General features: G+C 38.3%; 30 protein-coding genes. 21 read left to right on the forward strand and 9 right to left on the reverse strand.

Annotated elements, in window-relative coordinates; all coding sequences use genetic code 11:
- Nucleotides 1-105: 105 nt before the first annotated feature.
- Together ACMX9J_RS00575 and ACMX9J_RS00580 are read left to right on the forward strand one after the other, a co-directional pair.
- On the forward strand, nucleotides 106-795 hold the full coding sequence (locus ACMX9J_RS00575) for a DUF421 domain-containing protein (RefSeq protein ID WP_239993423.1): 690 nt from the start codon (nucleotides 106-108) through the stop codon (nucleotides 793-795).
- Nucleotides 796-914: 119 nt separating this feature from the next.
- The gene (locus ACMX9J_RS00580; RefSeq protein WP_154991436.1) at nucleotides 915-1,094 is read left to right on the forward strand and encodes a hypothetical protein; all 180 of its coding nucleotides are present in this window, start codon (nucleotides 915-917) and stop codon (nucleotides 1,092-1,094) included.
- Between the two features lie 23 nt (nucleotides 1,095-1,117).
- Here the strand turns inward: ACMX9J_RS00580 and ACMX9J_RS00585 are convergent, their stop codons facing one another.
- Nucleotides 1,118-2,635, reverse strand: coding sequence for an alpha/beta hydrolase (locus ACMX9J_RS00585; RefSeq protein ID WP_416225307.1), 1,518 nt, complete (start codon nucleotides 2,633-2,635; stop codon nucleotides 1,118-1,120).
- A 256-nt stretch (nucleotides 2,636-2,891) separates the two neighbouring features.
- On the opposite strand from ACMX9J_RS00585, the gene ACMX9J_RS00590 reads away from it, so the two are divergent.
- The 4 genes from ACMX9J_RS00590 to ACMX9J_RS00605 all read left to right on the forward strand — a co-directional run bounded on the left by ACMX9J_RS00590 (nucleotide 2,892) and on the right by ACMX9J_RS00605 (nucleotide 8,118).
- Nucleotides 2,892-3,803, forward strand: a complete 912-nt coding sequence (locus ACMX9J_RS00590; protein WP_028413669.1) for an AEC family transporter — start codon at nucleotides 2,892-2,894, stop codon at nucleotides 3,801-3,803.
- A 125-nt stretch (nucleotides 3,804-3,928) separates the two neighbouring features.
- On the forward strand, nucleotides 3,929-5,428 hold the full coding sequence (gene zwf / locus ACMX9J_RS00595; RefSeq protein WP_034268269.1) for a glucose-6-phosphate dehydrogenase: 1,500 nt from the start codon (nucleotides 3,929-3,931) through the stop codon (nucleotides 5,426-5,428).
- A 149-nt stretch (nucleotides 5,429-5,577) separates the two neighbouring features.
- Entirely contained in the window at nucleotides 5,578-6,633 is a 1,056-nt protein-coding gene (locus tag ACMX9J_RS00600) for a tartrate dehydrogenase (RefSeq protein ID WP_028413668.1), read from the forward strand.
- Nucleotides 6,634-6,906: 273 nt separating this feature from the next.
- Nucleotides 6,907-8,118, forward strand: coding sequence for an MFS transporter (locus ACMX9J_RS00605; protein WP_033578752.1), 1,212 nt, complete (start codon nucleotides 6,907-6,909; stop codon nucleotides 8,116-8,118).
- A gap of 118 nt (nucleotides 8,119-8,236) precedes the next feature.
- On the opposite strand, the gene ACMX9J_RS00610 is transcribed toward ACMX9J_RS00605, so the two are convergent.
- A complete protein-coding gene (locus ACMX9J_RS00610; RefSeq protein ID WP_014460492.1) occupies nucleotides 8,237-8,560 on the reverse strand; it encodes a winged helix-turn-helix transcriptional regulator in 324 nt (107 codons plus the stop codon).
- A gap of 356 nt (nucleotides 8,561-8,916) precedes the next feature.
- Between ACMX9J_RS00610 and ACMX9J_RS00615 the strand changes: the two genes are divergently transcribed.
- From ACMX9J_RS00615 to ACMX9J_RS00625, 3 genes are all read left to right on the forward strand, one after another.
- Nucleotides 8,917-9,666, forward strand: a complete 750-nt coding sequence (locus tag ACMX9J_RS00615; protein ID WP_028413666.1) for a GTP cyclohydrolase II — start codon at nucleotides 8,917-8,919, stop codon at nucleotides 9,664-9,666.
- A complete protein-coding gene (gene ribD / locus ACMX9J_RS00620; RefSeq protein WP_028413665.1) occupies nucleotides 9,663-10,754 on the forward strand; it encodes a bifunctional diaminohydroxyphosphoribosylaminopyrimidine deaminase/5-amino-6-(5-phosphoribosylamino)uracil reductase RibD in 1,092 nt (363 codons plus the stop codon). Before ACMX9J_RS00615 ends, ribD begins: the two co-directional genes overlap by 4 nt.
- 249 nt (nucleotides 10,755-11,003) lie before the next feature.
- Nucleotides 11,004-11,879, forward strand: a complete 876-nt coding sequence (locus ACMX9J_RS00625) for a helix-turn-helix domain-containing protein (RefSeq protein ID WP_014460489.1) — start codon at nucleotides 11,004-11,006, stop codon at nucleotides 11,877-11,879.
- A gap of 304 nt (nucleotides 11,880-12,183) precedes the next feature.
- Here ACMX9J_RS00625 and ACMX9J_RS00630 read toward each other — a convergent pair whose 3' ends face one another.
- Both ACMX9J_RS00630 and ACMX9J_RS00635 read right to left on the reverse strand, forming a co-directional pair.
- Entirely contained in the window at nucleotides 12,184-12,330 is a 147-nt protein-coding gene (locus tag ACMX9J_RS00630) for a hypothetical protein (RefSeq protein WP_013056671.1), read from the reverse strand.
- A 12-nt stretch (nucleotides 12,331-12,342) separates the two neighbouring features.
- Entirely contained in the window at nucleotides 12,343-12,567 is a 225-nt protein-coding gene (locus ACMX9J_RS00635; protein ID WP_013056672.1) for a DUF3892 domain-containing protein, read from the reverse strand.
- 104 nt (nucleotides 12,568-12,671) lie between these two features.
- Here ACMX9J_RS00635 and ACMX9J_RS00640 point away from each other — a divergent pair, with 104 nt between their 5' ends.
- The 4 genes from ACMX9J_RS00640 to ACMX9J_RS00655 all read left to right on the forward strand — a co-directional run bounded on the left by ACMX9J_RS00640 (nucleotide 12,672) and on the right by ACMX9J_RS00655 (nucleotide 14,971).
- Nucleotides 12,672-13,352, forward strand: coding sequence for a class I SAM-dependent methyltransferase (locus tag ACMX9J_RS00640; protein WP_034268278.1), 681 nt, complete (start codon nucleotides 12,672-12,674; stop codon nucleotides 13,350-13,352).
- 65 nt (nucleotides 13,353-13,417) lie between these two features.
- Entirely contained in the window at nucleotides 13,418-13,546 is a 129-nt protein-coding gene (locus tag ACMX9J_RS00645; RefSeq protein ID WP_013056674.1) for a YuzL family protein, read from the forward strand.
- Between the two features lie 366 nt (nucleotides 13,547-13,912).
- Nucleotides 13,913-14,191 (forward strand): CD3324 family protein, encoded by a 279-nt coding sequence (locus ACMX9J_RS00650; RefSeq protein ID WP_285852074.1) that lies wholly within the window; start codon nucleotides 13,913-13,915, stop codon nucleotides 14,189-14,191.
- 135 nt (nucleotides 14,192-14,326) lie between these two features.
- The gene (locus tag ACMX9J_RS00655; protein ID WP_034268292.1) at nucleotides 14,327-14,971 is read left to right on the forward strand and encodes a FusB/FusC family EF-G-binding protein; all 645 of its coding nucleotides are present in this window, start codon (nucleotides 14,327-14,329) and stop codon (nucleotides 14,969-14,971) included.
- Nucleotides 14,972-15,046: 75 nt separating this feature from the next.
- Here ACMX9J_RS00655 and ACMX9J_RS00660 read toward each other — a convergent pair whose 3' ends face one another.
- Nucleotides 15,047-15,889, reverse strand: coding sequence for a sulfurtransferase (locus ACMX9J_RS00660; protein ID WP_034268283.1), 843 nt, complete (start codon nucleotides 15,887-15,889; stop codon nucleotides 15,047-15,049).
- 245 nt (nucleotides 15,890-16,134) lie between these two features.
- Here ACMX9J_RS00660 and ACMX9J_RS00665 point away from each other — a divergent pair, with 245 nt between their 5' ends.
- Nucleotides 16,135-16,884: a Cof-type HAD-IIB family hydrolase gene (locus ACMX9J_RS00665; protein WP_028413660.1), complete on the forward strand. Its 750-nt coding sequence runs from the start codon at nucleotides 16,135-16,137 to the stop codon at nucleotides 16,882-16,884.
- Nucleotides 16,885-17,019: 135 nt separating this feature from the next.
- Nucleotides 17,020-17,715 (forward strand): peptidoglycan-binding protein, encoded by a 696-nt coding sequence (locus ACMX9J_RS00670; protein ID WP_034268286.1) that lies wholly within the window; start codon nucleotides 17,020-17,022, stop codon nucleotides 17,713-17,715.
- 123 nt (nucleotides 17,716-17,838) lie between these two features.
- On the opposite strand, the gene ACMX9J_RS00675 is transcribed toward ACMX9J_RS00670, so the two are convergent.
- Nucleotides 17,839-18,003 (reverse strand): hypothetical protein, encoded by a 165-nt coding sequence (locus tag ACMX9J_RS00675; protein WP_013056680.1) that lies wholly within the window; start codon nucleotides 18,001-18,003, stop codon nucleotides 17,839-17,841.
- 465 nt (nucleotides 18,004-18,468) lie between these two features.
- Nucleotides 18,469-19,200, reverse strand: a complete 732-nt coding sequence (locus ACMX9J_RS00680; RefSeq protein ID WP_033578758.1) for a polysaccharide deacetylase family protein — start codon at nucleotides 19,198-19,200, stop codon at nucleotides 18,469-18,471.
- Nucleotides 19,201-19,360: 160 nt separating this feature from the next.
- Here ACMX9J_RS00680 and ACMX9J_RS00685 point away from each other — a divergent pair, with 160 nt between their 5' ends.
- From ACMX9J_RS00685 to ACMX9J_RS00700, 4 genes are all read left to right on the forward strand, one after another.
- Entirely contained in the window at nucleotides 19,361-19,771 is a 411-nt protein-coding gene (locus ACMX9J_RS00685) for a hypothetical protein (RefSeq protein ID WP_028408813.1), read from the forward strand.
- Nucleotides 19,772-19,855: 84 nt separating this feature from the next.
- Complete coding sequence (locus tag ACMX9J_RS00690; protein WP_014460480.1) at nucleotides 19,856-20,044, forward strand: hypothetical protein; 189 nt, start codon at nucleotides 19,856-19,858, stop codon at nucleotides 20,042-20,044.
- 638 nt (nucleotides 20,045-20,682) lie between these two features.
- Nucleotides 20,683-20,883 carry a hypothetical protein gene (locus ACMX9J_RS00695; RefSeq protein WP_223260161.1) on the forward strand — a complete coding sequence of 67 codons (201 nt, stop codon included), beginning with the start codon at nucleotides 20,683-20,685 and terminating at the stop codon, nucleotides 20,881-20,883.
- A 575-nt stretch (nucleotides 20,884-21,458) separates the two neighbouring features.
- Nucleotides 21,459-21,656, forward strand: coding sequence for a hypothetical protein (locus ACMX9J_RS00700; protein ID WP_034268305.1), 198 nt, complete (start codon nucleotides 21,459-21,461; stop codon nucleotides 21,654-21,656).
- A 10-nt stretch (nucleotides 21,657-21,666) separates the two neighbouring features.
- Here the strand turns inward: ACMX9J_RS00700 and ACMX9J_RS00705 are convergent, their stop codons facing one another.
- Entirely contained in the window at nucleotides 21,667-21,912 is a 246-nt protein-coding gene (locus ACMX9J_RS00705) for a hypothetical protein (protein ID WP_033578760.1), read from the reverse strand.
- 103 nt (nucleotides 21,913-22,015) lie between these two features.
- Here ACMX9J_RS00705 and ACMX9J_RS00710 point away from each other — a divergent pair, with 103 nt between their 5' ends.
- Nucleotides 22,016-22,741 (forward strand): hypothetical protein, encoded by a 726-nt coding sequence (locus ACMX9J_RS00710; protein WP_416225308.1) that lies wholly within the window; start codon nucleotides 22,016-22,018, stop codon nucleotides 22,739-22,741.
- 201 nt (nucleotides 22,742-22,942) lie between these two features.
- On the opposite strand, the gene metA is transcribed toward ACMX9J_RS00710, so the two are convergent.
- Complete coding sequence (gene metA, locus ACMX9J_RS00715) at nucleotides 22,943-23,854, reverse strand: homoserine O-acetyltransferase MetA (RefSeq protein ID WP_013056685.1); 912 nt, start codon at nucleotides 23,852-23,854, stop codon at nucleotides 22,943-22,945.
- A 351-nt stretch (nucleotides 23,855-24,205) separates the two neighbouring features.
- Here metA and ACMX9J_RS00720 point away from each other — a divergent pair, with 351 nt between their 5' ends.
- Entirely contained in the window at nucleotides 24,206-25,894 is a 1,689-nt protein-coding gene (locus ACMX9J_RS00720) for a formate--tetrahydrofolate ligase (RefSeq protein WP_176344170.1), read from the forward strand.
- The last annotated feature ends 17 nt before the right edge of the window (nucleotides 25,895-25,911 follow it).

The raw sequence follows: 25,911 nt of genomic DNA on the forward strand, positions 1-25,911 counted from the left end.
ACTCTAACCTGCCGTGAAAGGTATGTAAATAATGGAAGATGAAAATCTGCTTTGATACATACAAATATGCACAAAATAAAAGATACATCAATTTTAGTAAAGAAGGTGCATGCGTTGAATCATTGGATGGAAGTAGTACTTCGTTCGGTGCTGATTTTACTTGGCTTGTTTTTTATTACAAAGCTGTTAGGAAAAAAACAGTTATCCAAACTTTCTTTTTTTGAATATATCGTTGGCATTACGATTGGAGATATTGCGGGAACCATTTCAATGGACGTAGATTTACAGGCAAGTCATGGGGTAGTCGCGATTTTAGTGTGGGCATCGTTTCTTATTTTTGTCTCAAACGTATCGTTAAAAAGTATTAGCTTTCGAAAAGCGGTGGAAGGGACGACGACGATCCTCATTAAAGAAGGAAAAATTCTTGAGGAAAATGTAAAAAAAGAAAAATATACCGTAGATGAGCTCATGGAACAGCTTCGGAAAAAAGACATCTTTTATGTGGAAGACGTAGCTTTTGCCATGCTCGAAACAAACGGCGAATTAAGCGTGCTGTTAAAAAAAGAAAAGCAGAACGTTACAAGAGAAGATTTATTAATAAAAGGAGAGGCGACGAGATTACCTCAAACGATTATCATGGACGGAAATATAATGAAAGAAGCGGTTCATGAGCTAGGGTATAGCGTAGCGTGGGTTAAAGAACAGCTCAAAGAGAAAGGTGCTGCAGTCGACAAAGTATTTTTAGGGCAAGCAGACTCAGCGGGTCATCTCTATCTTGATTATTATGAAGACTGAGGCTAGGACAAACGTATTTTAGCCCAAGTGAAAAACGAACCACTAATCAACATGTTGATTAGTGGTTCGTTTTTTTGTGATGGTACATATCGTTTTATCTGTTTCGTTCCCTCTAGCAGTTGATTGGAGGGCAAGGTGAAGACTCCTGCGGAAAAAGCGGATCAGGTGAGACCCCGCAGGAGCGCAAGCGACGAGGAGGCTCAGCCGCCGCCCGCGGAAAGCGAAGCCTTGCACGAAAATCAACTTCGGTGTCACAAGCAGTCCAGCTCATGTATCTCATTTGTTCGCCTTTAGGCTGAATTCATTTTGTTATGTCTTAGCCTCAGCCGGGATCTACTTCTCGTCCAGATTTTATGTCGATGACTTTAAGGCTGTCTTTTGGTGCTTTAATATCTTTACTTGCAGGCGCTGCTTTTTTATTTTCTACCCAGTCTACTAACAAATCAAAAGATTGATGAGCATATGGGAGCAGGGGCTGAAGCTCTTGATTTGGATCCGTTTGTTTATTCCACACTAAGCTATCAACGTGATTTCCGTTTTTCACAGTATAAAGGCGATGAAGATTTGCCTTGCCAGCTTTTTTAACGAGTTTTTCATAGCCTTCGGCGTGAATAGACGGGAAGATAAGTGAATCGAGAGAGCCAGTCATACTGATAAGAGGCACATCGATATCGCCCGTATTTTCTACTTTTGCTACATTTTCTTTTACGCTTTTTGGACGGGTTTGATAGCGATAGTTTTCAAAGATGTAGTCCCATGAACGGTCGCGCAGGCCTGATGAAGTAAAGTTTAAATAGTTGTGCCAGTTTGTTCTTCCTGGAGCTGTCGGATCAAAGTGGTCACGGTAAATGTTTAAAGTGACCGCCCAGTACACTTGATCATGATAACTCCACAGTTTTTCTGATCCTTTCGGAAGGCCGGCTTTATACATTTGTTTAATAGCTTTTTTCTGCTCTTTTCCCGTTCCGTGCAGCGCTTCTTCCGCGTTGTTTACAACCGGTGTTAGTGAGCTGATTAAATTTGGCGCTTTTGCATTCCACAATACGCCTTCCCAATCGACGCCTCCATCAAATAAACGAGGCTCTTTGGTTTGTTTTGGATCGTCGTGTTCAAGTGCGTATCTGACAACGTATCCGCCGTTTGAAATGCCAATTGCATACGTGGGTACTTTATGATCGTTTCGAATCAAATCGCTTGCAGGGTTTTTTCGATTAGCCGGATTGATTAGTTTGTCTGAGTAATGAGTAGTCAAGTATTGCTGAGCTGCTTTTGTCATTTGACGATAGCGCATATTCCATTCTGCTACGCTGTCGTCTTCATTAGCAAGCGCATTTTTTACTTTAGCAAAAGGATCGGTAGGATCACTTTCTCCTTGTGTTCCTTTATCAATTGCAGCAAACGCATAGCCTTTTTTAAGAACGTAATCGCTGAATAATAAATCGGTGGACGTTTCGTTGCGCGTAGCAGGAATGCCGGCTACCACAAGTTTTCCATTCCAGTTATCAGGAACCCGGATGACGAATTGAGCGTCTTCAAAAATTCCATTTACTTGCGTTCCTTTAACCGCAGCGGGCTGATTGATTCGATACCAGCCTGATTCATTTTCAGCTTTTCCCCAGTTATAAGGAGTAAGCCCGATGTTTCCATAGAGCGTAGCCTGCTGATATTGAGCCGGGTTTTTAGTCGTCAGCCAGTTCCCGTTCGCTCCGTCAAAATAGGTTTCTGCTGATTGATCAGCATTTGGAATGACATCTGTTTTGTTAGCAGCTTCAGCAAGAGATCCTGAAGCGGAAAAACAAAGAGCAGCAGAAAAAGTAAGCGCTATCATTTTTCGTTTCACGTTTCTTCCTCCTCATGAAAATACTCATACCTTTTAAGTAAATTCCATAAAAAAGAAAAATGTCCTGTTTTAAAATCAATTTAGAAGAAAGTTTTTGCGTTTGTTTCTAAGCTGTTTTTGTCTGACAAATAGGTAAACTGCATCCAATTCTCTAGTTTCTTTTTAGGCTGCTTATATTATAATGAAACAAGGATTAAAAAAGACAGGGTAAAACAATCGATTAAATAAGTATAAAAGAAGGTAAGGGAGTAGGTCTATGAGTAGCTTTAACAGTCAGTTTTTGTATTCCATTACAATTATTCTATTAGGATACATACTAAAACGAACAAACCTCCTTCAGCAAAAAGACGGGGAAGCTTTAGCAAGAATTATTTTTAATATTACAATGCCTTGCTTGATTATTGTTACATTCAGCAGTATTAAAATTGATGGATCGCTTATTTTACTATTAGTTATTGGGATTGTCTATGGCTTGCTGTTAGCTGCAGTCGGAATTTTTGTTTTTCGAAAAGATGAGCGAAAGGTGAAAGGCATGCTGACGATGATGATTCCAGGGTTTAATATTGGAATGTTTGCCTATCCGTTAGTAGAAGGCATTTGGGGAAAAGAAGGGCTTAAATACTTTGGTATGTTTGATGTCGGAAATGCTTTTGTTATTTTTGTTTTATGCTACGTAATTGGCAGCTACTACTCAGGGGATGATATTGACATTGAATTTAAAAAGATTTTATACAAAGTATTAAAATCGATGCCGCTTCTGACCTATGTAATCATTTGTCTTCTTGCGATTATAGGCCTTCATTTACCAGCATATGTATTAGACGTCTCAGGTATTATCTCTAAAGCGAATATGCCGCTTTCTCTTTTGCTTTTAGGCGTATATTTAAATTTTTCGTTCCAAAAAAGCTACTTAAAAAAAATTATCATGTTTTTAAGCATTCGCTACGTGATCGGACTTGGCGTAGGAATTGCGCTGTTTTTCTTGCTTCCATTTGAAGATATGTTCCGGTATACAATTTTAGTTTGTTTCATTCTACCCGTAGCGGGATCCGTTTTACCTTACGCAGTAGAATTCAAATACGATCAGAAATTTGTCGGGACCGTTTCAAATATGACCATTTTGCTTAGCTTTTTGCTGCTGTGGGGAATGACAAATATTTTAATGTGAATAACAAAGGACGCTCGCACTTGTGAGCGTCCTTTTTGATGAAAAAAGGATATTCCCAAATAAACAGAGGTAAGCTAGGAGAAGAGAAAATCCATCATACATACAACCTGACGGGAGGAAAAAACGTGGAGTCCTTAACTTTTGTTTTATTTGGCGCAACGGGTGATTTAGCAAAAAGAAAAATCTTTCCTGCTCTTTATAATTTATTTACAGACAAAAAGCTCCCTGATACTATTTCTATTATTGGATCAGGATACGAGCAGCTATCTCATGAGGATTTTAAAGAGCGTGTAAAGCAATCTATAAACGATTTTTCAAGACGGAAAATGGAAAGTAACGAGGAAGATTTTTTGTCGCTGTTTCATTACCAAGCAGTAGACGCAAGCAAAACAGAAGATTACAAACAGCTGCTAAAGCTTGTGAATGAGCAAGAAACAACTCATAGAAGTAAAGGAAATCGTTTGTTTTATTTGTCCGTAGCACCAGAATACTTCGATGTAATTGCGCTGCATATAAAAAAAAGCGGCTTAGACCAAACGAGCGGCTGGAAGCGTCTTATGATTGAAAAGCCATTTGGACATGATCTTGCTTCTGCAAGAAAGCTTAATGAAAAGCTAAGCAGTACGTTTAAAGAAGAAGAAATTTATCGAATTGATCATTATTTAGGTAAACCGATGGTGCAAAATTTAGAAGCGCTTGAATTTACGAACCCTGTACTGCAATCATTGTGGAATAACAAACACATTGCGAATGTCCAAATTACAGCAAGTGAAACAGTCGGTGTTGAAAATCGTGCAGGGTATTATGATCATACGGGAGCCATACGCGACATGATTCAAAATCATATGCTGCAGGTTCTCATGATGACAGCCATGCATCTTCCAAAACGAATTTGCTCAGAAAACATTTTAGAAGAAAAGCAAAAAGTAATGGAGTCACTGAGGAAAATTCCAGCACAAGAAGTAGCTCGCGATGTTGTACGAGGACAATACGGAAGCGGAGAAATTGATCACAAATCTGTTAAAGGATACAAAGAAGAGCCCGGCGTAGAAGCAAACTCTAAAAATGACACGTTTGTAGCCGCTCGCTTATGGATTGATAATCCATTTTGGAAAGGTGTTCCTTTTTATATTCGAACGGGTAAACGAATGAAAGAAAAATCAACTCGTATCGTCATTGAATTTAAAGATTCGTTAAAAGGTCTGTATGAAACTCCTTATGATAAAGTAGCGCCAAACTTATTTATTATTGAAATTAGCCCAAGCGAAAACGTCGCTTTGCAGCTTAATAGCAAAAATCCATTAAAAAATGGTGTGATTGAGCCGGTTCGTATTACGTTTTCAAGAGAAGAAGAAAGTGTGCCGGAGGCATATGAACGAATTATTTACGACGCATTAATCGGCGACTCCACATTTTTTGCCCATTGGAAAGAAGTAGAGCTATCTTGGCAGTGGGTACAGCCAGTATTAGATGCATTTGAAGCTGATATGCTGCCGCTTTATGAATATCCATCTGGTTCACAAGGCCCTGAAGAAGCACAAAAATTAGTTGCACAGGAAGGCTTTAAATGGTGGCTCGATGACGATGAACATGGGGAAGCACCTGGAGTGTTTTTGCCGATTTGAAAAAGACATCTCTTTGAGGGATGTCTTTTTCACGGTTTGTATATTCTGAATTTTCTTGAGATGATTATTTTCCCTGCGTATAATCAAAAGAGTATAATGCATGAAGTATTGTGTATAGATCTATATAAAAAGACGCAGGGGGACTTTTGATGAAAACGTTAAAAATAGCGAATATACCAGGAGATGGAGTAGGGAAAGAAGTTGTTCCAGAGGCAGTTAGAGTTCTTCATACGATTGCAGAGCTTCACGGGGGATTAAAATTTGAATTTACAGAATTTCCTTGGAGCTGTGATTATTATTTGAAGTACGGACAAATGATGCCGGAAGATGGGCTACAGCAGCTTCAAGACTTTGACGGAATTTTTTTAGGAGCCGTAGGAAATTTAAATCTTGTGCCAGACCACGTGTCGTTATGGGGTCTGCTTATTAAGATTCGTCGAGAATTTCAGCAGGTAATTAATATTCGTCCGGCCAAGAGGCTAAAAGGCATCGCATCTCCACTAACGAACCCAAAAGACTTTGATTTAATTGTTGTTCGTGAAAATAGTGAAGGGGAATACAGTGAAGTAGGAGGCCGGATATATCAAGGAGAAGATCAAATTTCGATTCAAAATGCGGTTTTTTCTCGAAAAGGAACAGAACGAGCGATGCGCTATGCTTTTGAATTAGCTTCTAAAAGAAAAGCCAAAGTTACAAGCGCCACGAAGTCAAACGGAATTGTTCATTCCATGCCGTTTTGGGACGAAGTGTTTCAAGATGTTGCAAAGAGTTATCCTCATATTGAAACAGATTCCCAGCACATCGATGCGCTGGCGGCTTTCTTCGTAACAAATCCAAGTCGTTTTGATGTCATTGTGGCAAGCAATTTATTTGGAGATATTTTAACAGATATCGGAGCTGCTATTATGGGGAGTATTGGCGTTGCTCCTGCTGCAAATATTAATGTGAACGGAAAATATCCTTCGATGTTTGAACCGGTGCACGGGTCTGCTCCTGATATTGTCGGAAAAGGAATTGCAAATCCAATCGGACAGATTTGGACGGCTAAAATGATGTTGGATCATTTCGGTGAACAAGAATTAGGCAGTCATTTGTTAGAGGTTATTGAGCAAGTGACGGAATCGGGTATCATTACACCAGATGTTGGAGGCAGCGCAACTACTGGTGAAGTAACGGATCAAATTATTTCTCATTTAAAAAAGTGACGCTTCTAAAAGAGGCTGGGATAAAAGTAATGTAGTTGAAGGGAAATCCGAACGATTAATCGTTCGGATTTTTTCATTGTGATGGTGAATGTAGGTTTCATTTATCGATTTGTTTCTATAGAAAAATGAAATCGATAAATACATGTTGACACTTACATATATGAACCCTATAATAGTTTGAGTTGAGATAATTCGTATACATATTATTTATGGACTATGCTTTAGTTTGTTTTAATAAATAGGTACGAATGAAAAGATAAAAGGAGGAAAATCATGCAGAAATCGAAATTATGGACAAAAGATTTTTTAGCGGTCTCACTGACTAGCTTTTTTGTTTTTGTCATTTTTTATATGTTAACTGTCACATTGCCGCTGTTTGCAACGGATGAACTTCATGCAAGTAAGCAAAGCTTAGGGTTAATTGTGACAATTTTTTTAGTCTCCGGCATTGTGTTCAGACCGCTAGCCGGTAAGTGGATGACAACATTAGGACAAAAGAAAGTCCTATTAATAGGTGTCTTCATCTTTTTAATTGGTTCTATTTTATATATGAATATCCACTCATTATCAGCGCTGCTGCTGCTGCGTGTGCTTCATGGTATTGGTTTTGGAATGAGCACAACTGCTACAGGAGCAATTGTTGCAAATGTAATCCCTGAACAGAGAAAAGGAGAAGGGATGGGATACTATGCGACGTTCATGAATTTAGCGATGGTAGTGGGTCCGTTTGTAGGCTTAACGTTAACAAATACTTTGGGTCATACAGCGGTCTTTACCGTTGCGATTGTATCTTCTGTTTTAGCAGCATTATGCAGTTTAGTACTTCGTGTACCTGAGGTGGAGCCAGCTTCTTCTGCAACAAATAAAATACAGCCAGCTAAAGGTCTTGCGGCGTTTTTTGAATACCGTTCGCTGCCTATTTCTGTTGCTGGCCTTGTGGTAGCTTTTTCATATGCAAGTGTTATTTCGTTTGTGTCTATGTATGCAAAAGAAATGGGCTTTACGCAAGCTTCAAGCTTTTTCTTTGTTGTATACGCGGTGTGCTTATTAGCTTCTAGACCTTTTACTGGAAAATGGTTTGATCAATACGGAGAAAACAGCGTGGTATATCCGTCCATTTTATCTCTAGCTATCGGTATCTTTTTGCTTAGCCAAGCGACAACAAGCTGGGTGTTTTTATTAGCTGGAGCATTGATTGGATTAGGATTTGGAACGATTACATCAAGTTTTCAATCCATTGCTGTAAAAAAAGCTTCTCCTCATCGCCGAGGTGTCGCCACGGCTACGTTTTTTGTGTTTTTTGACTCTGGAATGGGGTTAGGGTCCTTTTTATTAGGTATTTTATCTACAGCAGCCGGATATAAAGGAATGTATGTATTCTGTTCCATTGTTGCTCTTTTAGCTATAGCAGTATACCTTGTATTGCACGGCCGAAAAAGCCAGAAACAGCGTATTCTTTCTCAAAATGAATCATTAGGAAAATAATATAAATAAAAAAAGGCGTGCTCAAGGGGAGCATGCCTTTTTTATTTATGGAGCTCTAAAGAAAACGGCTGTGAGCACATCGATATTGAAGCCTTCCTGATTTCTTTAGAGATTTCTTTTATTCCACTTCTTCTTTTGTAATCCACTCACTGGACCATGTCTGAATTTCCTGAATTACCGGCGCCAGTGCTAATCCTTTGTCGGATAGCGAATACTCGATTCGAACAGGAGTTTCCGGAATAACCGTACGAATGACGATTCCTTCATGCTCTAATTCTTTTAAGCGCTCGGATAAGAGCCTTCCGCTTACTGGAAGTGCTTCTTGCATTTGAGAAAACCGCTGTGAGCCGGAAAGCAGCTGAAAAATGATCAAACTCGTCCAACGTTTCGTTAGTATAGTAACAGCCTTTTCAAAACGCGGGCAGAGTGCTAAACCGTCCATGTTATTACCTCCATTCTCTTCCTATATTATAAAACAAAGTCAGCATTTTATCTAGTGTTGTGTAATTTAATTACTTAAAGAACATAAATTACTTTACGTTTTTATGTTTTAATTATATAATTTATATAATTAAAGAAGTTAATTACTAAAAGTAACAAAGAGAACATAAAAGCTTTACAAGATAAATGTATCGTCATATAATACTTTAAGCAAGTAAAGTTACTTACTTTTAGTAAGCTAATACATCAATTAAAAAAGATAAATGTAGTGAAGTGCTAGAAAAAATATTTGTTCATGTGAGAGATTGAGCACAATGTGAAAAGAGTAGATAAGTGAAAGACACATAAGAGGAGGAAATGACTGTGATTAACGAAAAAGTTGTTTCAATTTTAAAAGATAAAATTAATGTAGTAAAAAATGATGATCATTTTATTTATATAGTAGGACCTATCACGCTTCCGGTGAATCTAGATGGAGAGACACAAGTATTTAGTTGGTATTCATGGTTGCGTTCTGATAATGTAAAAGAAGGATCTTTAAGTACGGAAGAGCTTATTGAAAAAATGCAAGGAGCTAATTTAGCTGACATGCAGCAATCGAGTGTTCTTGTGTACGGAGATTTTCAAGAATCGCATGAGGCACTCATTCGTATGCACAGTATCTGCCATACGGGAGACATATTCGGAAGCAAACGCTGCGACTGTGGTTTTCAATTAAAACAATCGATGAAAATGATTGTCGAAAATGGAAGCGGAGCGCTATTTTATTTAGCAAATCATGAAGGACGCGGCATTGGCCTATTCAGCAAAGCAATGGCATACGTTCTTCAAGAAAACGGATTTGATACGGTAGAGGCGAATGAAGGGTTAGGATTTGAAGATGATACTCGCAGTTATAGCGAGGCCATCAGTGTGTTAAAAGTACTGCGTCAAAAACCTGTTACGCTGATTACGAATAATCCGAAAAAGCTAATCGCACTTGAGAAAAACGGCGCACTTTTATCAGGGCGCGTTCCACTTTGGGGAGATGTATCTCAGTTTAATGAAAAGTATCTAGACACCAAAGTTAAACGTTCAGGACACTTAAAAGAGGAGGTTCTTCTTTGATCAATCACGAATTTTATATGAATATAGCTTTACAAAACGCAAAAGCAACAAAAGGACAAACAGATCCAAATCCGCTTGTAGGATCTGTCATTGTAAACGATAATCGAATCGTTGGAATCGGTACGCATTTAAAAGCGGGAGAGCCTCACGCTGAAATTCATGCGCTGCGAATGGCTGGCGAACAAGCACAAGGAGCGACTGCTTATGTAACGCTAGAGCCTTGTTCGCACCACGGACGTACAGGTCCTTGTGCTGAAGCGCTGGTTGAAGCCGGTGTAAAAAAAGTGGTCATAGCAACTTTAGACCCCAACCCTTTAGTAGCAGGTAATGGAGTTGAAATTTTAGAAAAAGCAGGCATTGAGGTCATAACAGGTGTATGTGAAGAAGAGTCACGTCAAATGAACGAAGTCTTCAATAAGTATATTGTAACGAAGAAGCCGTTTGTTTCGTTAAAGTCAGCGATTACGTTAGACGGTAAAATAGCTACTGCTTTTTCTCACAGCAAGTGGATTACGTCTGAGGCAGCTCGTTTGGATGTACATCAGCTTCGTCATGAAACGGCGGGTATCTTAGTAGGGGTGAACACGGTCATTAAGGACAACCCCGAGCTGACAACTCGCATCGAAGGCGGCCGAAGCCCGATTCGTATTGTGATGGATTCGAAGTTGCGTATGCCCCTTGATTCCAAGCTAGCAACGGATTCTTTAGCCCCAACATGGGTATTTACAAGTCAGGGCTATTCAAAAGAAAAAAAAGAACAGCTTGAGAAACAAGGCGTCGAAGTATTTGTCACAAGCGGTGAGGACAAAGTAAATCTTGAAGATATGCTTTCTATACTAGGTGAGAAATTTGTGTCGTCTCTTTTAATTGAAGGAGGCGGCGAAGTGAATGCCGCATTTCTAGAAAATCGTTTAATTGATAAATTGGTGCTGTATATGGCTCCAAAGCTTTCAGGAGGAAAAGAAGCTCCTACTTTTCTAGAAGGAAAAGGCGTAGAAAAGATGTGGGATGCAGTGGACGTGGAGCGTCTTTCTGTTATTTCAATTGGTAAAGACTTTAAATTTGTTGGATATCCTGTTTATAAATGAAAAATGTAAATGAGGCTGGAACAAAAATATGTTAGTTGAAGGAAAATCCGAACGATTTATCGTTCGGATTTTTTAGAGAGGAAAAATAATACACTATTTTACTCTTATAGATTAATTTGCTATTATAGGGAATGGTCAATTTCGAAACATTGCATAAATTTTTAGCGTGTTTACAGTTGACTATCTAAATAAAAGCACTATATGTTTATAGAGAGAATATATTATGTGAAAGTAAGGGTGAGAAAAGAGATGAGAGAGTATAGAATTGGGAGTGTTATGAGAGACCTTCGCAAAATGGCAGGGTTGACACAACAAGAATTATCAAGAGACATTTGTACACAAGCGCAAATCAGCAAAATTGAAAACGGTGAAGAATATCCATCAAGCATTACCCTCTATAAAATTTCTAAGCGCCTTGGCGTAGATGTTAACTACTTTTTTGATAGTGTAGAATCACCTCGACTTGATTACGTAGATGCGGTTCAATCGTTAATTCGTCAATATATTCGTCAGAGAGATTATGATGCTATTCATAATATCATTGTAAAAGAAAAAGAAAGTCCCCTGTTTCAAAATCCGCTGAACAAGCAGTTTTTAATGTGGCACGAAGGTATTTGCGTGTATTACATTCATCACAACAAAGAAGATGCGCTGTCTAAAATGTACCAAGCGATCGAGCTTACTAAGCAATCAGCAACGTTTTATAAAGAAAGAGAAATTGAAATTTTAAATAGCATTGGGATTATTCTTTATGAAGAGAAAGAGTATGAACAGGCTCTAGATACATATCAAACAGCACTCAAAAGCTTAAATGAGCTGCCCCAAACAAAAGACGAAAATATAAAAATTAGAATTTTAAATGCACTTGCCAAAACGCTTGGAGATATGAGTAACTATGATGAATCATTGATATATAGCAACCGAGGAATCGATTTGTGCATTAGTAATGAATCAATGTATTTATTTGGAGAACTTCATTACCAAGCAGGAGAGAGCTTAATCAAATTAGGTAAAATTGAACAAGGTAAAGAATATATGGAAAAGTCTATGACCATTTTCACCTTGCAGCGAAACGAGCGATTCGTCAAGCTAGTAGAAAAAGAACTTGAAGCTCTATTTGTTTAAAATATTCCTATCATTATAATTTTTGAGAAATTTCTATCAAAATGGAGGAAATCCATGGTTTTAAGGTGATAAATGCTGATAGAAAGGAATTCATCTACTTTTATCCTGTGATACACTAGAGTCAAATCAAAGAAAGAGGAGGAAATAATTATGAAAAAAGTATTAGTCGGTATGGCATTAGCGTTTACATTAGTAGCAGGTGTTGCTTCAGTTGGAACAAGCGTAGCAACAGGAGATTTTTCAACATTAGGTCTTCCAAGCCAACATTAATAAAAAAAGCCGTGCTAAAAAGCACGGCTTTTTCTTATTGTGTTTTACTTGACTGATCTTTGTTGCGTTTGTTTCCTTTTGAATTATCCCCGCTTGAAATTTCTTCACCCATTTCAACAAGGTGGTGCTGTGTTTTTGGATTACTTTGATTAGCGCTTCCTTTGTTATTCTTTTTTGTCATATCCATTCTCCTTTAAAACGATGGCAATGCATCGAGATTATTTGTTTTGTCATGGTCAGGAATGCTGCGAATATACGTACCGCCGTCTTTCCCTACAAAGGTACTCACATGCTCAACGTCCCCAGCTTCTACTTTTTTTAACGCTTCTTCATAGGTTAAAACGTCTCCTGAAGCCGTTTGGAATTCTAAGAGGTCACCGTCTGCATTTTTACGCACTGCAACGAAACGTTCTTTCATACAAATAAACACCTTCCTTTACATCTATATGGTTGCTGAAATAGTCGTTTTTATTCATTATAAAAAGTGATAAGGTAAAGAAAAGAGTGCAAAGGGGATAAAAAATGACAACATTTAATTGGCATGATCAAGCTCAAGACGAGTGGAACCAAAAAGTCTCATTTTGGAATAGCCGAAGTGAAGAGATGTGGAAAAATGGAAGTCGGAAAACAGTGATTCCATTTATTCAAAAACATCTTAAATCAGGTGGTATGGTGGCAGACGTGGGCTGCGGTGATGGGTTTGGAACGTCTCTTCTAGCTGCTTCTGGATACAAAGCAATCGGTCTTGATTTATCGGAAGAAATGATTCAAAAAGCATCGCAGCTGCATAAAAGTGAAAATTTGTCGTTCGCTCAAGCTGATATTATGAAGCTCCCGCTGTCTTCTGAATCAGTAGAAGGGGTTATGGTAATCAATGCGTTAGAATGGACTGAGCACCCGCGGTTAGCTTTGAAGGAATTGTACCGAGTTGTAAAACCAGGAGGATATGCATGCGTAGGTATTCTTGGGCCAACTGCTCAGCCTCGTACCAACAGTTATCAAAGACTATATGGGGAAGACGTTATTTGCAATACGATGATGCCGTGGGAGTTTGAACAGCTTGCAAAAGAAAATGGATGGGAAGTAATCGATGGCGAAGGTGTATATAAGCGAAATGTTACTGATAAGCTGATTGGACAGCTCCCAAATGAATTAAAGCAAGCCTTAACGTTTCTATGGCTATTTATGCTCAAGAAACAATAAAAACAGCACGCGTCTCCTTATATGTAGCTGTACAAAGGGTACACTACAAACTGGAGGTGAGTGACATGAGTAAAATTAAAAAAGACCGCTCAAAATCAGAGCTAGGTTCACCAAATGTAGAAGGACAAGGGACGACCACTTCTGAACAAGGTGTTCAAAGCAGTTCAGCTAACAAAAAGCAGAAGCGTTCATAACAAAAATAAAACGAACTTGCAGGGAGAACAACGAGCTCACTGCAAGTTCGTTTTATTTACGGTGTCATCTTTATAAGTAAGAAGGTATTGTCTGCAAGATTGCAGATAGCTTATAATAAAATCTGAGCCAATAATTGTAATTTTCTACAAGCTTGGTTTACATTCGATGTAAAGCGGAGGTGTAATAAATGGTGAATAAAAGATATTTACCGGATACTGCAGCGTCTCATGCAAAGCCTGATATTAGAGAGGCGATACTTTGCATGGGGTGGACGGTTTAGTAATAGACATCGCCTAACCGAGCATATCTCATTTCTAATATATACGGCTTTGCCCCTTATTGTATAAGCAAAATCACATAAGGAGCTGGCAGAAATGACGTATGTAAAAGCAACAAATATTTTACCTGAAGAGCTGATTAGTGAAATTCAAAAATATATTCAAGGAGAAACCATTTATATTCCGAAGCCGCAGAAGGCAAGGAAGAAATGGGGCACTTGCTCTGGTGGAAGAAAGTTGATTGACGAGCGAAACGAACAGATTAAGACGTTGTTCAAAAAAGGAGCTTCAATCGAGGAGCTAGCCCGTGAATACTTCTTATCAACCGAAACCATCAAAAAAATTGTATATAAAAAGCAACGGTAAAAATCAAGCGCGGGCGACTGAATGCCCGCGCTTTTTTAGGTATAGTTTATTTCTGATTTATTTTTTACATTTCGTAAAAGGAATCCATACGGTAAAGTAAAAAGTAGCTGATTACCTGAAAAAGGAGTGAAGAACGTGGAAGCGTTTATAAGAAATGATCAATATAACTTTATCAAAAGCCAAACGCAAATTCTTATCAATGGGTATGGAACAGTGAACAATTCCGATGTGCTGCAGGCTTTAAAAGCTCTTGCAAAAGAAAAAGTATTAAACGCGTTTGAAGTTCTTACTGAGGAACAGGAAGATTTATTGCTACCGGTTGCTGAAGTTAAAAATAAAGAACAAGCAGAGGTGTTTTTAGAAACGATAAAGCCTTACGTGATTCCATTTAAATCGTTTACAGAAGCTGGCGTGAAAAAATTGTTTCCGAAAGTGAAAAAGTTAAAGATTCCTTCAGTTGATACCATTGATCTAGGGAGCATTTCATATGTTAGCTGGGTCGATAAAGGCTCAAACAAAAAGTTTATCGTAGCGCAGGATCTCTATACTCAGAAGCTAAAAGGTATTCAAGGAACGTTTAAACCTATCAACCAGAAGGGAATATGCACGCTTTGTCACAGCTACGAAGAAGTCGGTATGTTCACTGCTGAAATCAAAGGAACTGTTCAAGGAACATTTACCCAACGAGGAAATTATATTTGTCAAGATAGCGAAGCGTGTAATCAAAACTTGCTTACCTTAGAGCGGCTTCATGATTTTATGTTAAGGCTTAGTAAATAACATGAGGCTAATAAGAAAAATACAAAAAAAGAAGGTTCAGTCCCTATACTTTTGGTGAGACTGAGCCTTCTTTATCTATCTGTTTTTCTCGATTGGATTGTCACGATAGCTAATCCAATCGCTCCAGCTGCCGGCATATAATTTTACATTTGGAAAACCGGCTGATTTTAAAGCCAAAACGTTAGGGCAAGCAGATACACCCGATCCGCAGTATACAATGATTTCAGCGTGAGAATCAATAGCTGAAAACATCTCCTTCCACTCTTTATCTGTTTTCCATAAACCTTCTGAAGTTAACACATCTTGCCAAAAAGAATGAATGGCGCCTGGAATATGTCCTGCTACAAAATCAATGGGTTCTTCTAAGCCGAGATATCTCTTTTTTTCACGAGAGTCGACAAGAACAACATTAGGATTATGAAGATTCTCTTTTACGTATTCAACTCCTGCAACTCCCCAATCTTGTTGAACGAAAGGTACAAAAGTTTGAGGAGAAGATGCTGGAACGCTCTTAGTTGTTTCATATCCCGATTGTTTCCAGTTAGTAAAACCTCCATTTAAAATTTGTACGTATTCAATTCCTATATATCGCAGTAGCCACCATGCTCTTGAAGCCATCATTCCGTTTTGTTCATCATAAACGACGACTCTGGAATCAGCATTAATTCCTAAGTTGCCGAGCTTCTGAGCGAGCTTTTGAACATCGGGCAGCGGGTGTCTGCCTCCGTGAGAAGTAGCCACAGAGGACAAATCTTTTTCTAAATCCAAATAATGAGCATCCGGGAGGTGCTCATTTTGATAAGCATCTGCTCCTGCCTCAGGCTTTCCAAGGGTAAATCGGCAGTCAAGCAACACAATGGAGTGTTGGGGTTGCTGTAATGCAGTATGTAAGTCAGCCGGTGAAATAATAGTGTTCATAACATTCACATCCTTTTACCAAAATTCTAGTTGAAATAAATAAAAATGAAAAGCTTTAAATATAAATTACGGCAAAGGTATGCTGCTTTCCTTCAATTATTCCCCATAGAATAATTGACCATTTTAGCGCTTATCTGATGCAGAGTGAAATGCTCTTGTGCTACAGTTATAGTAAGAGTTACATAGTATAAGCCAAATGCTCACCGTAAGGTCATACTTACTATTGATGAGAAGGAGAGAGAAAGATGCAAACAAATGAAAAGAAAGAATTTAAACTGATTGCACTAGATATGGATGGAACCCTGCTGAACGATCAGCAAGAAATTTCTGAAGAAAATCGTGCGGCCATTGCTAAAGCTCAAGAACAAGGTGTTCATGTGGTATTAAGCACGGGGCGATCTCTTTTAACATGCCGTGAATACGCGCAGTCTCTTCAGCTGTCTTCTTACCTTATTACAGTAAACGGAAGTGAAATTTGGGATGAATCTGGACAGCTTGTAGAACGAAAGTTAATTGATGCTTCACACATTGAGAAAATGTGGAATCTAACGCAAGAGCATAAGCTTAACTTCTGGGCTGTGACGACGGATAAAGTATGGAGAGATGAATTTCCAGAAGATATTGCTTCACAGGAATGGCTGAAGTTTGGCTACGATATTCCAGATGATGCTTTACGAGAAGAAGTGCTGAAACAAATAGCAGGCATTTCAGATTTTGAAATCAGCAATTCTAGTTTAACGAATCTAGAAATTAATGCACTTGGTATTAACAAAGCAAAAGGGATCATGACTGTATGTGAACGTTTGGGCATTTCAATGGATGAAGTCATTGCAATGGGAGACAGCTTAAATGATATGGCTATGATTGAAGCGGCAGGTTGTGGAATCGCCATGGGAAATGCTCAGGAAGCTGTAAAAGAAGCAGCGGACTGGGTGACAGATACAAATGTCAATAACGGAGTAGCGAAGGCTATCAGCCACTGGGTACTGAAATAACAGCAGCTCTACACAGCAGGCGTCACTGTTGCACCACTTAACTACTTTCCGCATAAACTGATACTGGATGCCTCCCTTAGAGTTCGTCTTATACGTATATATAAGGAGAAGCCATCTAGTTAAGGAGTGGGGAGTATGAGCGATTTATCATTAGACAAGCTGTTAAAAAAAGCAGAAAATAAGCTGCAGAATGTACATGAAATAGTGCAAGAAAAAGCGTACGAACTCATTAGGCAAGCATATAAAGAAAGTATATTTATTGTGATCACTGAAGGATTTAGATCGATAGAGCAGCAGCACAAACTATATTCACAAGGCCGAACAACACCAGGAAGTATCGTGACTAATGCCAAAGGCGGCTATTCTTATCATAATTATGGACTAGCTATTGATATTGCGCTGCTTGATAACAACGGAGAAGTTGACTGGACCATTGATCGAAGATGGAACAAAGCGGGAGAGGTAGGAAAAAGGATCGGGTTGGAATGGGGAGGAGATTGGAAAAGCTTAAAAGATTATCCTCATTTTCAATATACATTCGGTTTATCTTTGTCGGAGCTTCGAAGTGGAAAAAAACCTGAGAAACAGACGGAAAAGGTTTCAAGAGTGCTAATTGAATACGGAGATCGAGGAAATCAAGTACAGTTAATTCAACGTATGCTTATTCACTTAGGCTATTCTCTTTTTGGAGGAGCAGACGGTATATTCGGGTCTTCCACTCTCAAAGCGGTAAAAGCTTTTCAACAAGCACTTTATTTGCAGGTAGATGGAATAGTTGGACCGAAGACACTCGAAAAACTCTATGGGAATTTTAATAAAACTATGTTCTAAATAACCATAAAAATATGAGAACGAGAAAAGGAAGAAAAGAGATGGATGGAAATCGTCTCCTTTCTTCCTTTTCTGTAGTTATGGTAGAAAAACTGAAATTTATAAAGAAATAAAAAGGATTTTCTAAGCGTAAGAAACGTTCACGTGATCTAACTGGATAACATTGCTCAACAACACGATATCTTTATATATTTCACTTTTTACAGAGGCGTTTGAACAGTTTTGATAGTCTTTCAACAAGCGGCCAAGTTCTTTAATAAATAACAACGTCTCTTGTTCATTAATCATAGTCAAAACTCCTTGTTTAGAAATGAATCCAGGTCATTATATAGGAATTCTATCATATCTATACGCACCTGTTGACAAAAAAAGTTCGTCAATTTTTTTGTGAGAAGAAGAAATTTAGGGATATGTGGAATGCGTTCGACTCTCTCATTTTATACATATGCAGCTTGTCTAAAAATATGAGAGTAGTTATAGTAATATTTACTCCTAATTATGCAACTTAAAACCTATTTTAGAGGTTATCCGTAAATTCCCTCTATTGTAGAGTGATGGAACAAAAAAAGAATGCCTCTTTTTGTATCTTTAGTATGATAACGTTTTGAAGGAATAAGGCATATTTTTGAGTTTTAAGATGGATTTGTATTAGATCTTTTGACACGCTCTTTTTGTAGGGGGAGGCATATTTACTTTCTATTAAAGAAAATTGTAAAGCTCCAACGAGTTTCTAAATCAGAAACTCGTTGGAGCTTAATTTTTTGGATAAGGGATGTGCAAAAGTTCTGGGACGGTCACAAAATGATATCCTTCTTGTTTAAGTCTAGGAATGATGGTGTCCAGCGACTTTGGGGTGTTGGAAAGATCCATGGTCCAATGGCCGCCGTCGTGCATCAAAACAATTGTTCCAGCGTGCATGTTCTTAAATACATTCTTGGTTATTTCTGCTTCTGGGATTTGCTTCCAGTCTAATGAATCAGAAGACCAGTTAATCGCATAGACATTTTCATTTGGCAGCTCGCTGATCATTTCTTGCGTTAAATTTCCATAGGGAGGACGAAACAGCTGTGTTTCAAACCCGGTAATGTTTTTAATAATAGCCTGAGTTTTGGCAATTTCCCAGTGAAACTTTTCAGTCGATTCTTTTAGTAAGTTGGGGTGCCAATAGGTATGAATCCCAACAGCATGACCTTCAGCTACCATTCTCTTCACCAGCTCAGGATGTTCATGAGCTTTTGCCCCAATAAGAAAAAAGGTTGCTTTAATACCATGCTTTTTCAATTGATCCAATACATGTGGAGTAAAGCGCGGATCCGGTCCATCATCAAATGTTAGGGCGGTTTGCTTTAGATGGTTATTACCTTGATAAAGCAAACGGTCACGCACAGCTACATTTTTTACTTGTTCCGCTTTACATAGTGCAGGAAGGGCTCCATTAAATAAGAAGCACAGTGTGAACAGCAGTATACTAATTCTTCGTATCATGTACATGCACGCTCCTTTCTAGGGCAAAGTATAACGTTATGATACCCGATTAAAAATTTTGTATGAAGCTGAAATGCCCTTTTGTGTCAAAACGTATGATATGCATGAAACAGCGCACTATAATAAACAGTTACTATTAGGTGAAGAAAGGAAAAAGCAGATGAAAAAAATAATGATTGCCGTAGCATTGATTTTTTCGCTAAGTTTATCTCCCTTAGCTGAATATATTTCCTATCACGACGACTATAACGTAAGTGCAAGGTCGTATCGTTCGGGGAAGCGGTCGTTTAATAGACAGCCAAGCGTTAGACAAAATGAGCCGAGATCTAATTTTTCAAATCGCAGAAATGGAACTGTAAATCGAGGTGTTACCCGTTCAAAACGAGGAGGATTCGCTCGTGGACTGCTGTACGGCGGTCTGGCAGGGATGTTATTTGGCGGTTTGCTTGGTCATATGGGTGCACTGGGCGGGATTTTTGGGTTATTAATTAACATTTTAGCTATTGTGCTTATAATTAATTTAATTCTGCGGTTATTCCGCCCTTCTCGTCGCGACAATAATTGGAGGTAGACCGTAATTGCTGTCATAAACTAATAAGAAAGCTCCATATAAATAAGAAAACGCTTTCTATAGTTAATCGAAAGGATGAAACGTATGTCAGCAAACAGACAGCGCAGCAAATACCTGGCGTTTTGCACAGAATGCGGTCTCCCAAACAGGTTAACATTGTTTCTTTTAAGACAGTACGTTGCGACAGACGAATATAGCGGATTTTATTGTGGGAATTGCGGAATTCGAAACGAATTTCCAGATTCGGTCATTGAATATATTAAAGAACTTTAAAGAGGCTGAGACAAACGTATATTAGTTGAAGAAAAATCCGAACGGTGAATCGTTCGGTTTTTTTCATGGATAGGCTGAACGTAGACCTTATGTATGTAGCTGATTCTAGCGATTGGTTGAAGGACAAGGTCTAGAAAAGCTAAATAGATAAGAACTCGCCGCAGGAGCGCAAACGGCGAGGAAGCTCAACATCATCCTATAAAAAGTAAGGTATTGCACCGAAATCAACAGCAGTGTCATAGGCGATTCATACTCGATTTTTTATCCCGTTCGTTTCTTCTGGGATTGGATTGATCTCGTGATGTCTCAATCTCTTTTCTTTATTCGATAAAACTATGTTCTAAATACGAACTACAAGACATGGCCGCTTACAAAGAAGAAGTGATGCCTGAATGCTTCACCTTATTCAGGGCGATTAAAAAACTCCCGTTTTAAACTTACTAGGTAGGGGAGTACAAAGGGTTTACGAGAAGAACATATATGAATTTAGTGGCGATAGATTTAACGAACATGTTAATTGCAGAAAATCAATTGAACCATACTTTAAACGGACGCATATACTACATTAAAATTTTAGAAAGCGGAGGAATGGACTAATGCCTGTTTCCGTCATTTTCAACCAAATAAACGTGGTAAGTATGGTGTCCAATTCAGTAATTGCTTCAGGTCAAAATAGCCAGCCAGATTGGAATTCCCAAGGTAAATTTAACTTAGGAAACGGTTTTGCTATAAATTCAGCTATATTGGGCAGCACGAATATCATTAATGATCAGGATGTTTGTGATACGCCAATTACTCAGCCTGAAAATATTAATCCTCAGCCAGTTTCTCAGTTCTAGGAAAAAGAAGATGAAAGAAGTTGAGAAAAGTTGATTATAAAATTTACTAATCTTAATGTTACGTATATTTCTAATAACTCTGGTATTTTCACAGGAGAAAATACTCAATCAGATTGGGAAGTGAATTGGAAAAGTAATACGGGGTTTGGTGAAATAATTGGCTATAATAACTTTGCCTCTCAAATGGTAAATGTTATTAACGATAATGACGTCGTTGATTCCAATTTTTCTGAACACATAGATTTCAACAATGCTCCTGTTACACAAAGTTAAAGAAGTAAAAGTAATTAGGCATTCTATCAATCGGTTATTTTGGCAGAGTGGGGAGGATATATGAGTAACAGGCTTAAACCATCTTTTATACAGATGGTTTTTTTGCTAGCTTATTTTAGAGGAATAACACTCAAGAGTAATGAGAGGAATACTTTTATAGTAAATGGAGTAAATATCATAGAAAAGGCGTAAAAGCTTAAATGATTAAAGAGACGAAGCAGGTAAGAATTTAAACATAAGATCATGTATTTGAGTTTTATATGGTATTAACTGAAATAAATTGCTGTCTGTGAGGTGTTTTTATGGCCAATATTCATTATCATTCCATCAAAGTAAATAAAATTCAAAACAGTTCAGGCCTATTTTATGGCGTTAATATTCAATATAAATGGAGTCATAAAAGTCAAATTTCTGACGGTTTTGGAAAAATAGTTGGTCATTCTAATAAAATTTTAAATAATACCACCGTGGCGAAAACCCCTAAAAAAAATGATGAGTAAAATCGTAGAGTTAAGCTTCTTTTGCGGCCTGCTTAAAAGAGTCATTTACATCATCTTCACCAAGAACAAGATGTGTATTGTAGGATAGTTGATTATCATCTCCCGAAATTGTGCCAAAACCTGAATTGCTGCTGCTGATTGTAGTTTCCCAATTTTTTTGCATATTTTTTCCTATAAATACTCCTGCGTTGTTTTTAACCGTATTTACGGTGAGGTCATCAAAAATGATTTGCGGAGAACGGAGATCTATTTTCATAATTCCTCCCGATACATATGAGACATTAATTAAAGTTATCTAATACACTACTATATGTTGTAAATGGGCTAAAAGTGTTAAAACAAATGAGGGGTCAAACTCTATGGATGAAAAGGTGTTGAATATACTCAAAAACATTGAAAAAAGGCTCGCAAGCTTAGAAAAACACGTAAATGAACTTTCAAAAGAAAAGGTCCAATCTTTTCATTTAGATATAAAGAACGTTGAAACACTGAACTTGGACGAACTGTCTTATTATTTAGAACATATTGATGTAAAGGAACTTAGTGGAACTTTGAATATTGGTAATACTTTTCCTGCGCAAACGAATCAATATCAAGCGCCGAGAAAGAAAGGTAAAAAAACAACAAATGACTCTGATGTTAATCAGAAATCGGGTAGTCAGAATAATAAAGCCAAAAATAAAGAAAAGGGTCCTTCTGAAATATCAGTTAAAATTAATGAAAGAAGTGTCCCTTACAAACTAATCCATACAGAAAAAATGAGGGAGTCTAATCAGGCTCTAGAATCAATCTTTAGCATAGGTGACATTCATATTGGTACAATCGAAGATGCTTCAGCTGTAAACTTTGGTAATAACTTTCCGACAAATTTTAGAAGTCATAAAAAAGTGAGTCAGGGATTTGGCAATATTTTGGGCAATCAAAATGATATACATGACATCTTATCCTCTTTAGAGGAAAAAGATGCTTCAGAAGTATACAATGAAAACCAAGGTGAAAAGCCGCCTGAATGGCTGGACACAATGATAGAAGAACAAAAGAAGGAAATGGATGAAACAAAGCTAGACGAGGATGAAGAAGGATGAGGAAGAGAGTAAAAACTTTGGATTCTCAAATCATTGTTGTCGAAGCTGGATTTCTGAAAAAAAGCTTTAATTAGGAAATAAAATAGAAAACCTGCGCTCTAAACGAGCGGCAGGTTTTCTATTTTATTTCTAGGCCGCTGCAGTTTCAACATGAAAAAGAGCATGCGTAATTTAATTGAACACTGGGATAGATCGGTTCTTTCATTCCCACAGATATGGAGTCTCTTGGTAAACATAATAGTTTAACCAATTCATAAACAGCAGGTTGGCATGAGAACGCCATGTTTTTAAAGGGTTTTTGTCAGGATCATTGTTTGGGAAATAGTGTTCCGGAAGCTTTGGTTCTAGTCCTTTTTCTGTATCTCGAAGAAATTCTTCTTGCAGTGTTTGAACGTCGTACTCTGGGTGGCCTGTCACGAAAACAAACTTTTCGTCTTTAGACATCGCCATATAAACACCAGCTTCTTCAGAGTACGAAAGAAGCTCAAGGTCAGGATGATTTTTTACTTCATTCATGTCTACATCAGTGTGACGGGAATGAGGAGAATAAAAGACATCATCAAATCCTCGCAGCAGCTTAATGGGCTCTTCACTCGATACAACATGTGTAAATACACCCGTGCATTTATCAGAAAGAGGTCGCTTGTCAATGCCAAAGTGATGATAAAGTCCGGCTTGAGCTCCCCAACAGATATGAAGGGTAGAAGTCACATTTGTTTTACACCAATCCATAATTTCTTGAAGTTCTTTCCAGTAGTTTACTTCTTCAAATGGTATATGTTCCACAGGTGCTCCTGTAATAATCATTCCGTCATATTTTCGTTCTTTAATTTGTTCAAACGTTTTATAAAACTGATCTAGGTGATTTTTACTCGTTGTTTTTGCTTTATGGCTTGCCGTGTAAAGAAGTGTAATATGCACTTGCAGCGGTGAGTTCCCGAGTAAACGTAACAATTGCGTTTCAGCTTTTTCTTTTTCCGGCATTAAGTTTAGGATAACAATATTAAGCGGGCGAATTTCTTGGTTAACAGCGCGCACGTCGTCCATGATGAAAATTCTCTCTTTTTCTAAAATTTCTTTTGCCGGAAGATCACGTGGAATATTAATAGGCAATAAAATTCCTCCTATTCGATTTCGAAGTAATGACGCGTATAAATGTTCTTTCTCACGTGAAGATGAGGTTCAACATTTATGTACAATATACTATTATAGGAATATACAGAATATTAAGCAATTGAATTTTGAAAAAAAAGAGCATTAATATGCGTAATGGCTAAAATGAAATGGTACAATAAGGTTAAATTGGAGCGTTGCTATGCTTTTTTAGCATGACTGAAACTCAGTAAAATTTATAGAGCAGTCGTTCCTGTATTTATTAAACTTCATATCTCCCCCAGAAAACGGATTTTATCCTTTTTTGATGAAGTGTTTAAAAAGAATTCTCAGCAGAAAAGGGGTTTTTATATGACAACTAAGAAGCAAATAAAAAGTGATTTGCAAATTGCACAAGAGGCAACGATTAAACCGATTAAAGAGATTGCCGAGCAGCTCGATATTTTAGAGGACGAGCTAGAGCCGTACGGACATTATAAAGCCAAGCTTTCTTTGTCCGTTATGGAACGTTTACACACAAAACAAGATGGAAAAGTGATTTTAGTTACAGCTATTAATCCAACTCCAGCAGGAGAAGGGAAGTCGACAGTGACGGTTGGCTTAGCTCAGGCATTACATAGATTAGGTAAAAAAGCGATTGTCGCCATGCGTGAACCTTCTCTTGGTCCGGTAATGGGAATTAAAGGAGGTGCCGCTGGAGGTGGCTATGCTCAAGTGCTACCAATGGAGGATATTAACTTGCACTTTACTGGAGACCTGCATGCCATCACAACAGCTAACAACGCGCTGGCAGCCATTTTAGATAACCATATACATCAAGGTAATGAACTGCGTATTGATACACGTAAAATTACGTGGAAACGAGTGGTGGATTTAAACGACCGCGCGCTGCGTCAGGTTGTCGTTGGATTAGGTGGTCCGATGCAAGGTGTTCCTCGAGAAGATGGATTTGATATTACCGTTGCATCAGAAATTATGGCTATTTTCTGCTTAGCGTCAGATTTACAAGACTTAAAGCGTCGCTTAGCGTCTATTGTGGTAGCTTATAACATAGACAATGAGCCTGTAACGGTTGCAGACTTAGGTGCACAAGGAGCGCTTACCCTTCTTTTAAAAGATGCGATTAAACCAAACCTTGTACAGACGTTGGAACATACTCCAGCCCTCATTCACGGAGGTCCTTTTGCTAATATTGCCCACGGTTGCAATAGCGTCATTGCAACAAAAATGGCTGCAAAACTAGGCGACTATGTAGTAACAGAAGCGGGATTTGGGGCAGATTTAGGCGCAGAAAAATTCCTGAATATTAAAGCTCGTATGGCAGATATTAAACCAGAAACGGTAGTAATCGTTGCCACAATTCGCGCTCTGAAAATGCATGGGGGTGTTCCTAAAGAGCGTTTAAATGAAGAAAACATTGAGGCTTTAGAAGCGGGAATTGAAAATCTTGAAAAACATATTGAAACGATTCAGGCATTCGGCGTTCCTTATGTGGTAGCCGTGAACCGTTTTGTAACAGATTCAAAAGGTGAAGTAGAAGCGCTTATGAATTGGTGCGCTTCAAAGAATGTTCCAGTTGCTTTAACAGAAGTATGGGAAAAAGGTGGAGAAGGCGGCGTCATGCTTGCTGAAAAAATTCTTGAAGTCATGAACGAGACGGAAAGTCAGTTTTCTCCTCTTTACGATGTGTCAGCTTCGATTCCAGAAAAAGTAGAAGCTATTGCTAAAACCGTATACGGAGCACAAGGCGTAGATTTTGCTCCAAAAGCGTTAAAGCAAATACAGCAATTTGAAGCAAACGGATGGGATCACCTGCCGATCTGTATGGCCAAAACGCAGTATTCGTTAAGTGATGATCAGACGAAGCTGGGACGACCAACTGATTTTAAGATTACAGTGAGGGAATTCCGTCCTTCGCTCGGCGCTGGTTTTCTCGTGGCGCTAACAGGTTCAATTATGACAATGCCTGGACTTCCAAAAAAACCTGCTGCGCTCAATATGGATATTGACGAGAATGGACATGCACTAGGTATTTTTTAAGAGAAAAGCGATGCCTT

Source organism: Priestia sp. RMT2NF4 (assembly GCF_047872835.1).
Classification (GTDB): domain Bacteria; phylum Bacillota; class Bacilli; order Bacillales; family Bacillaceae_H; genus Priestia; species Priestia zanthoxyli.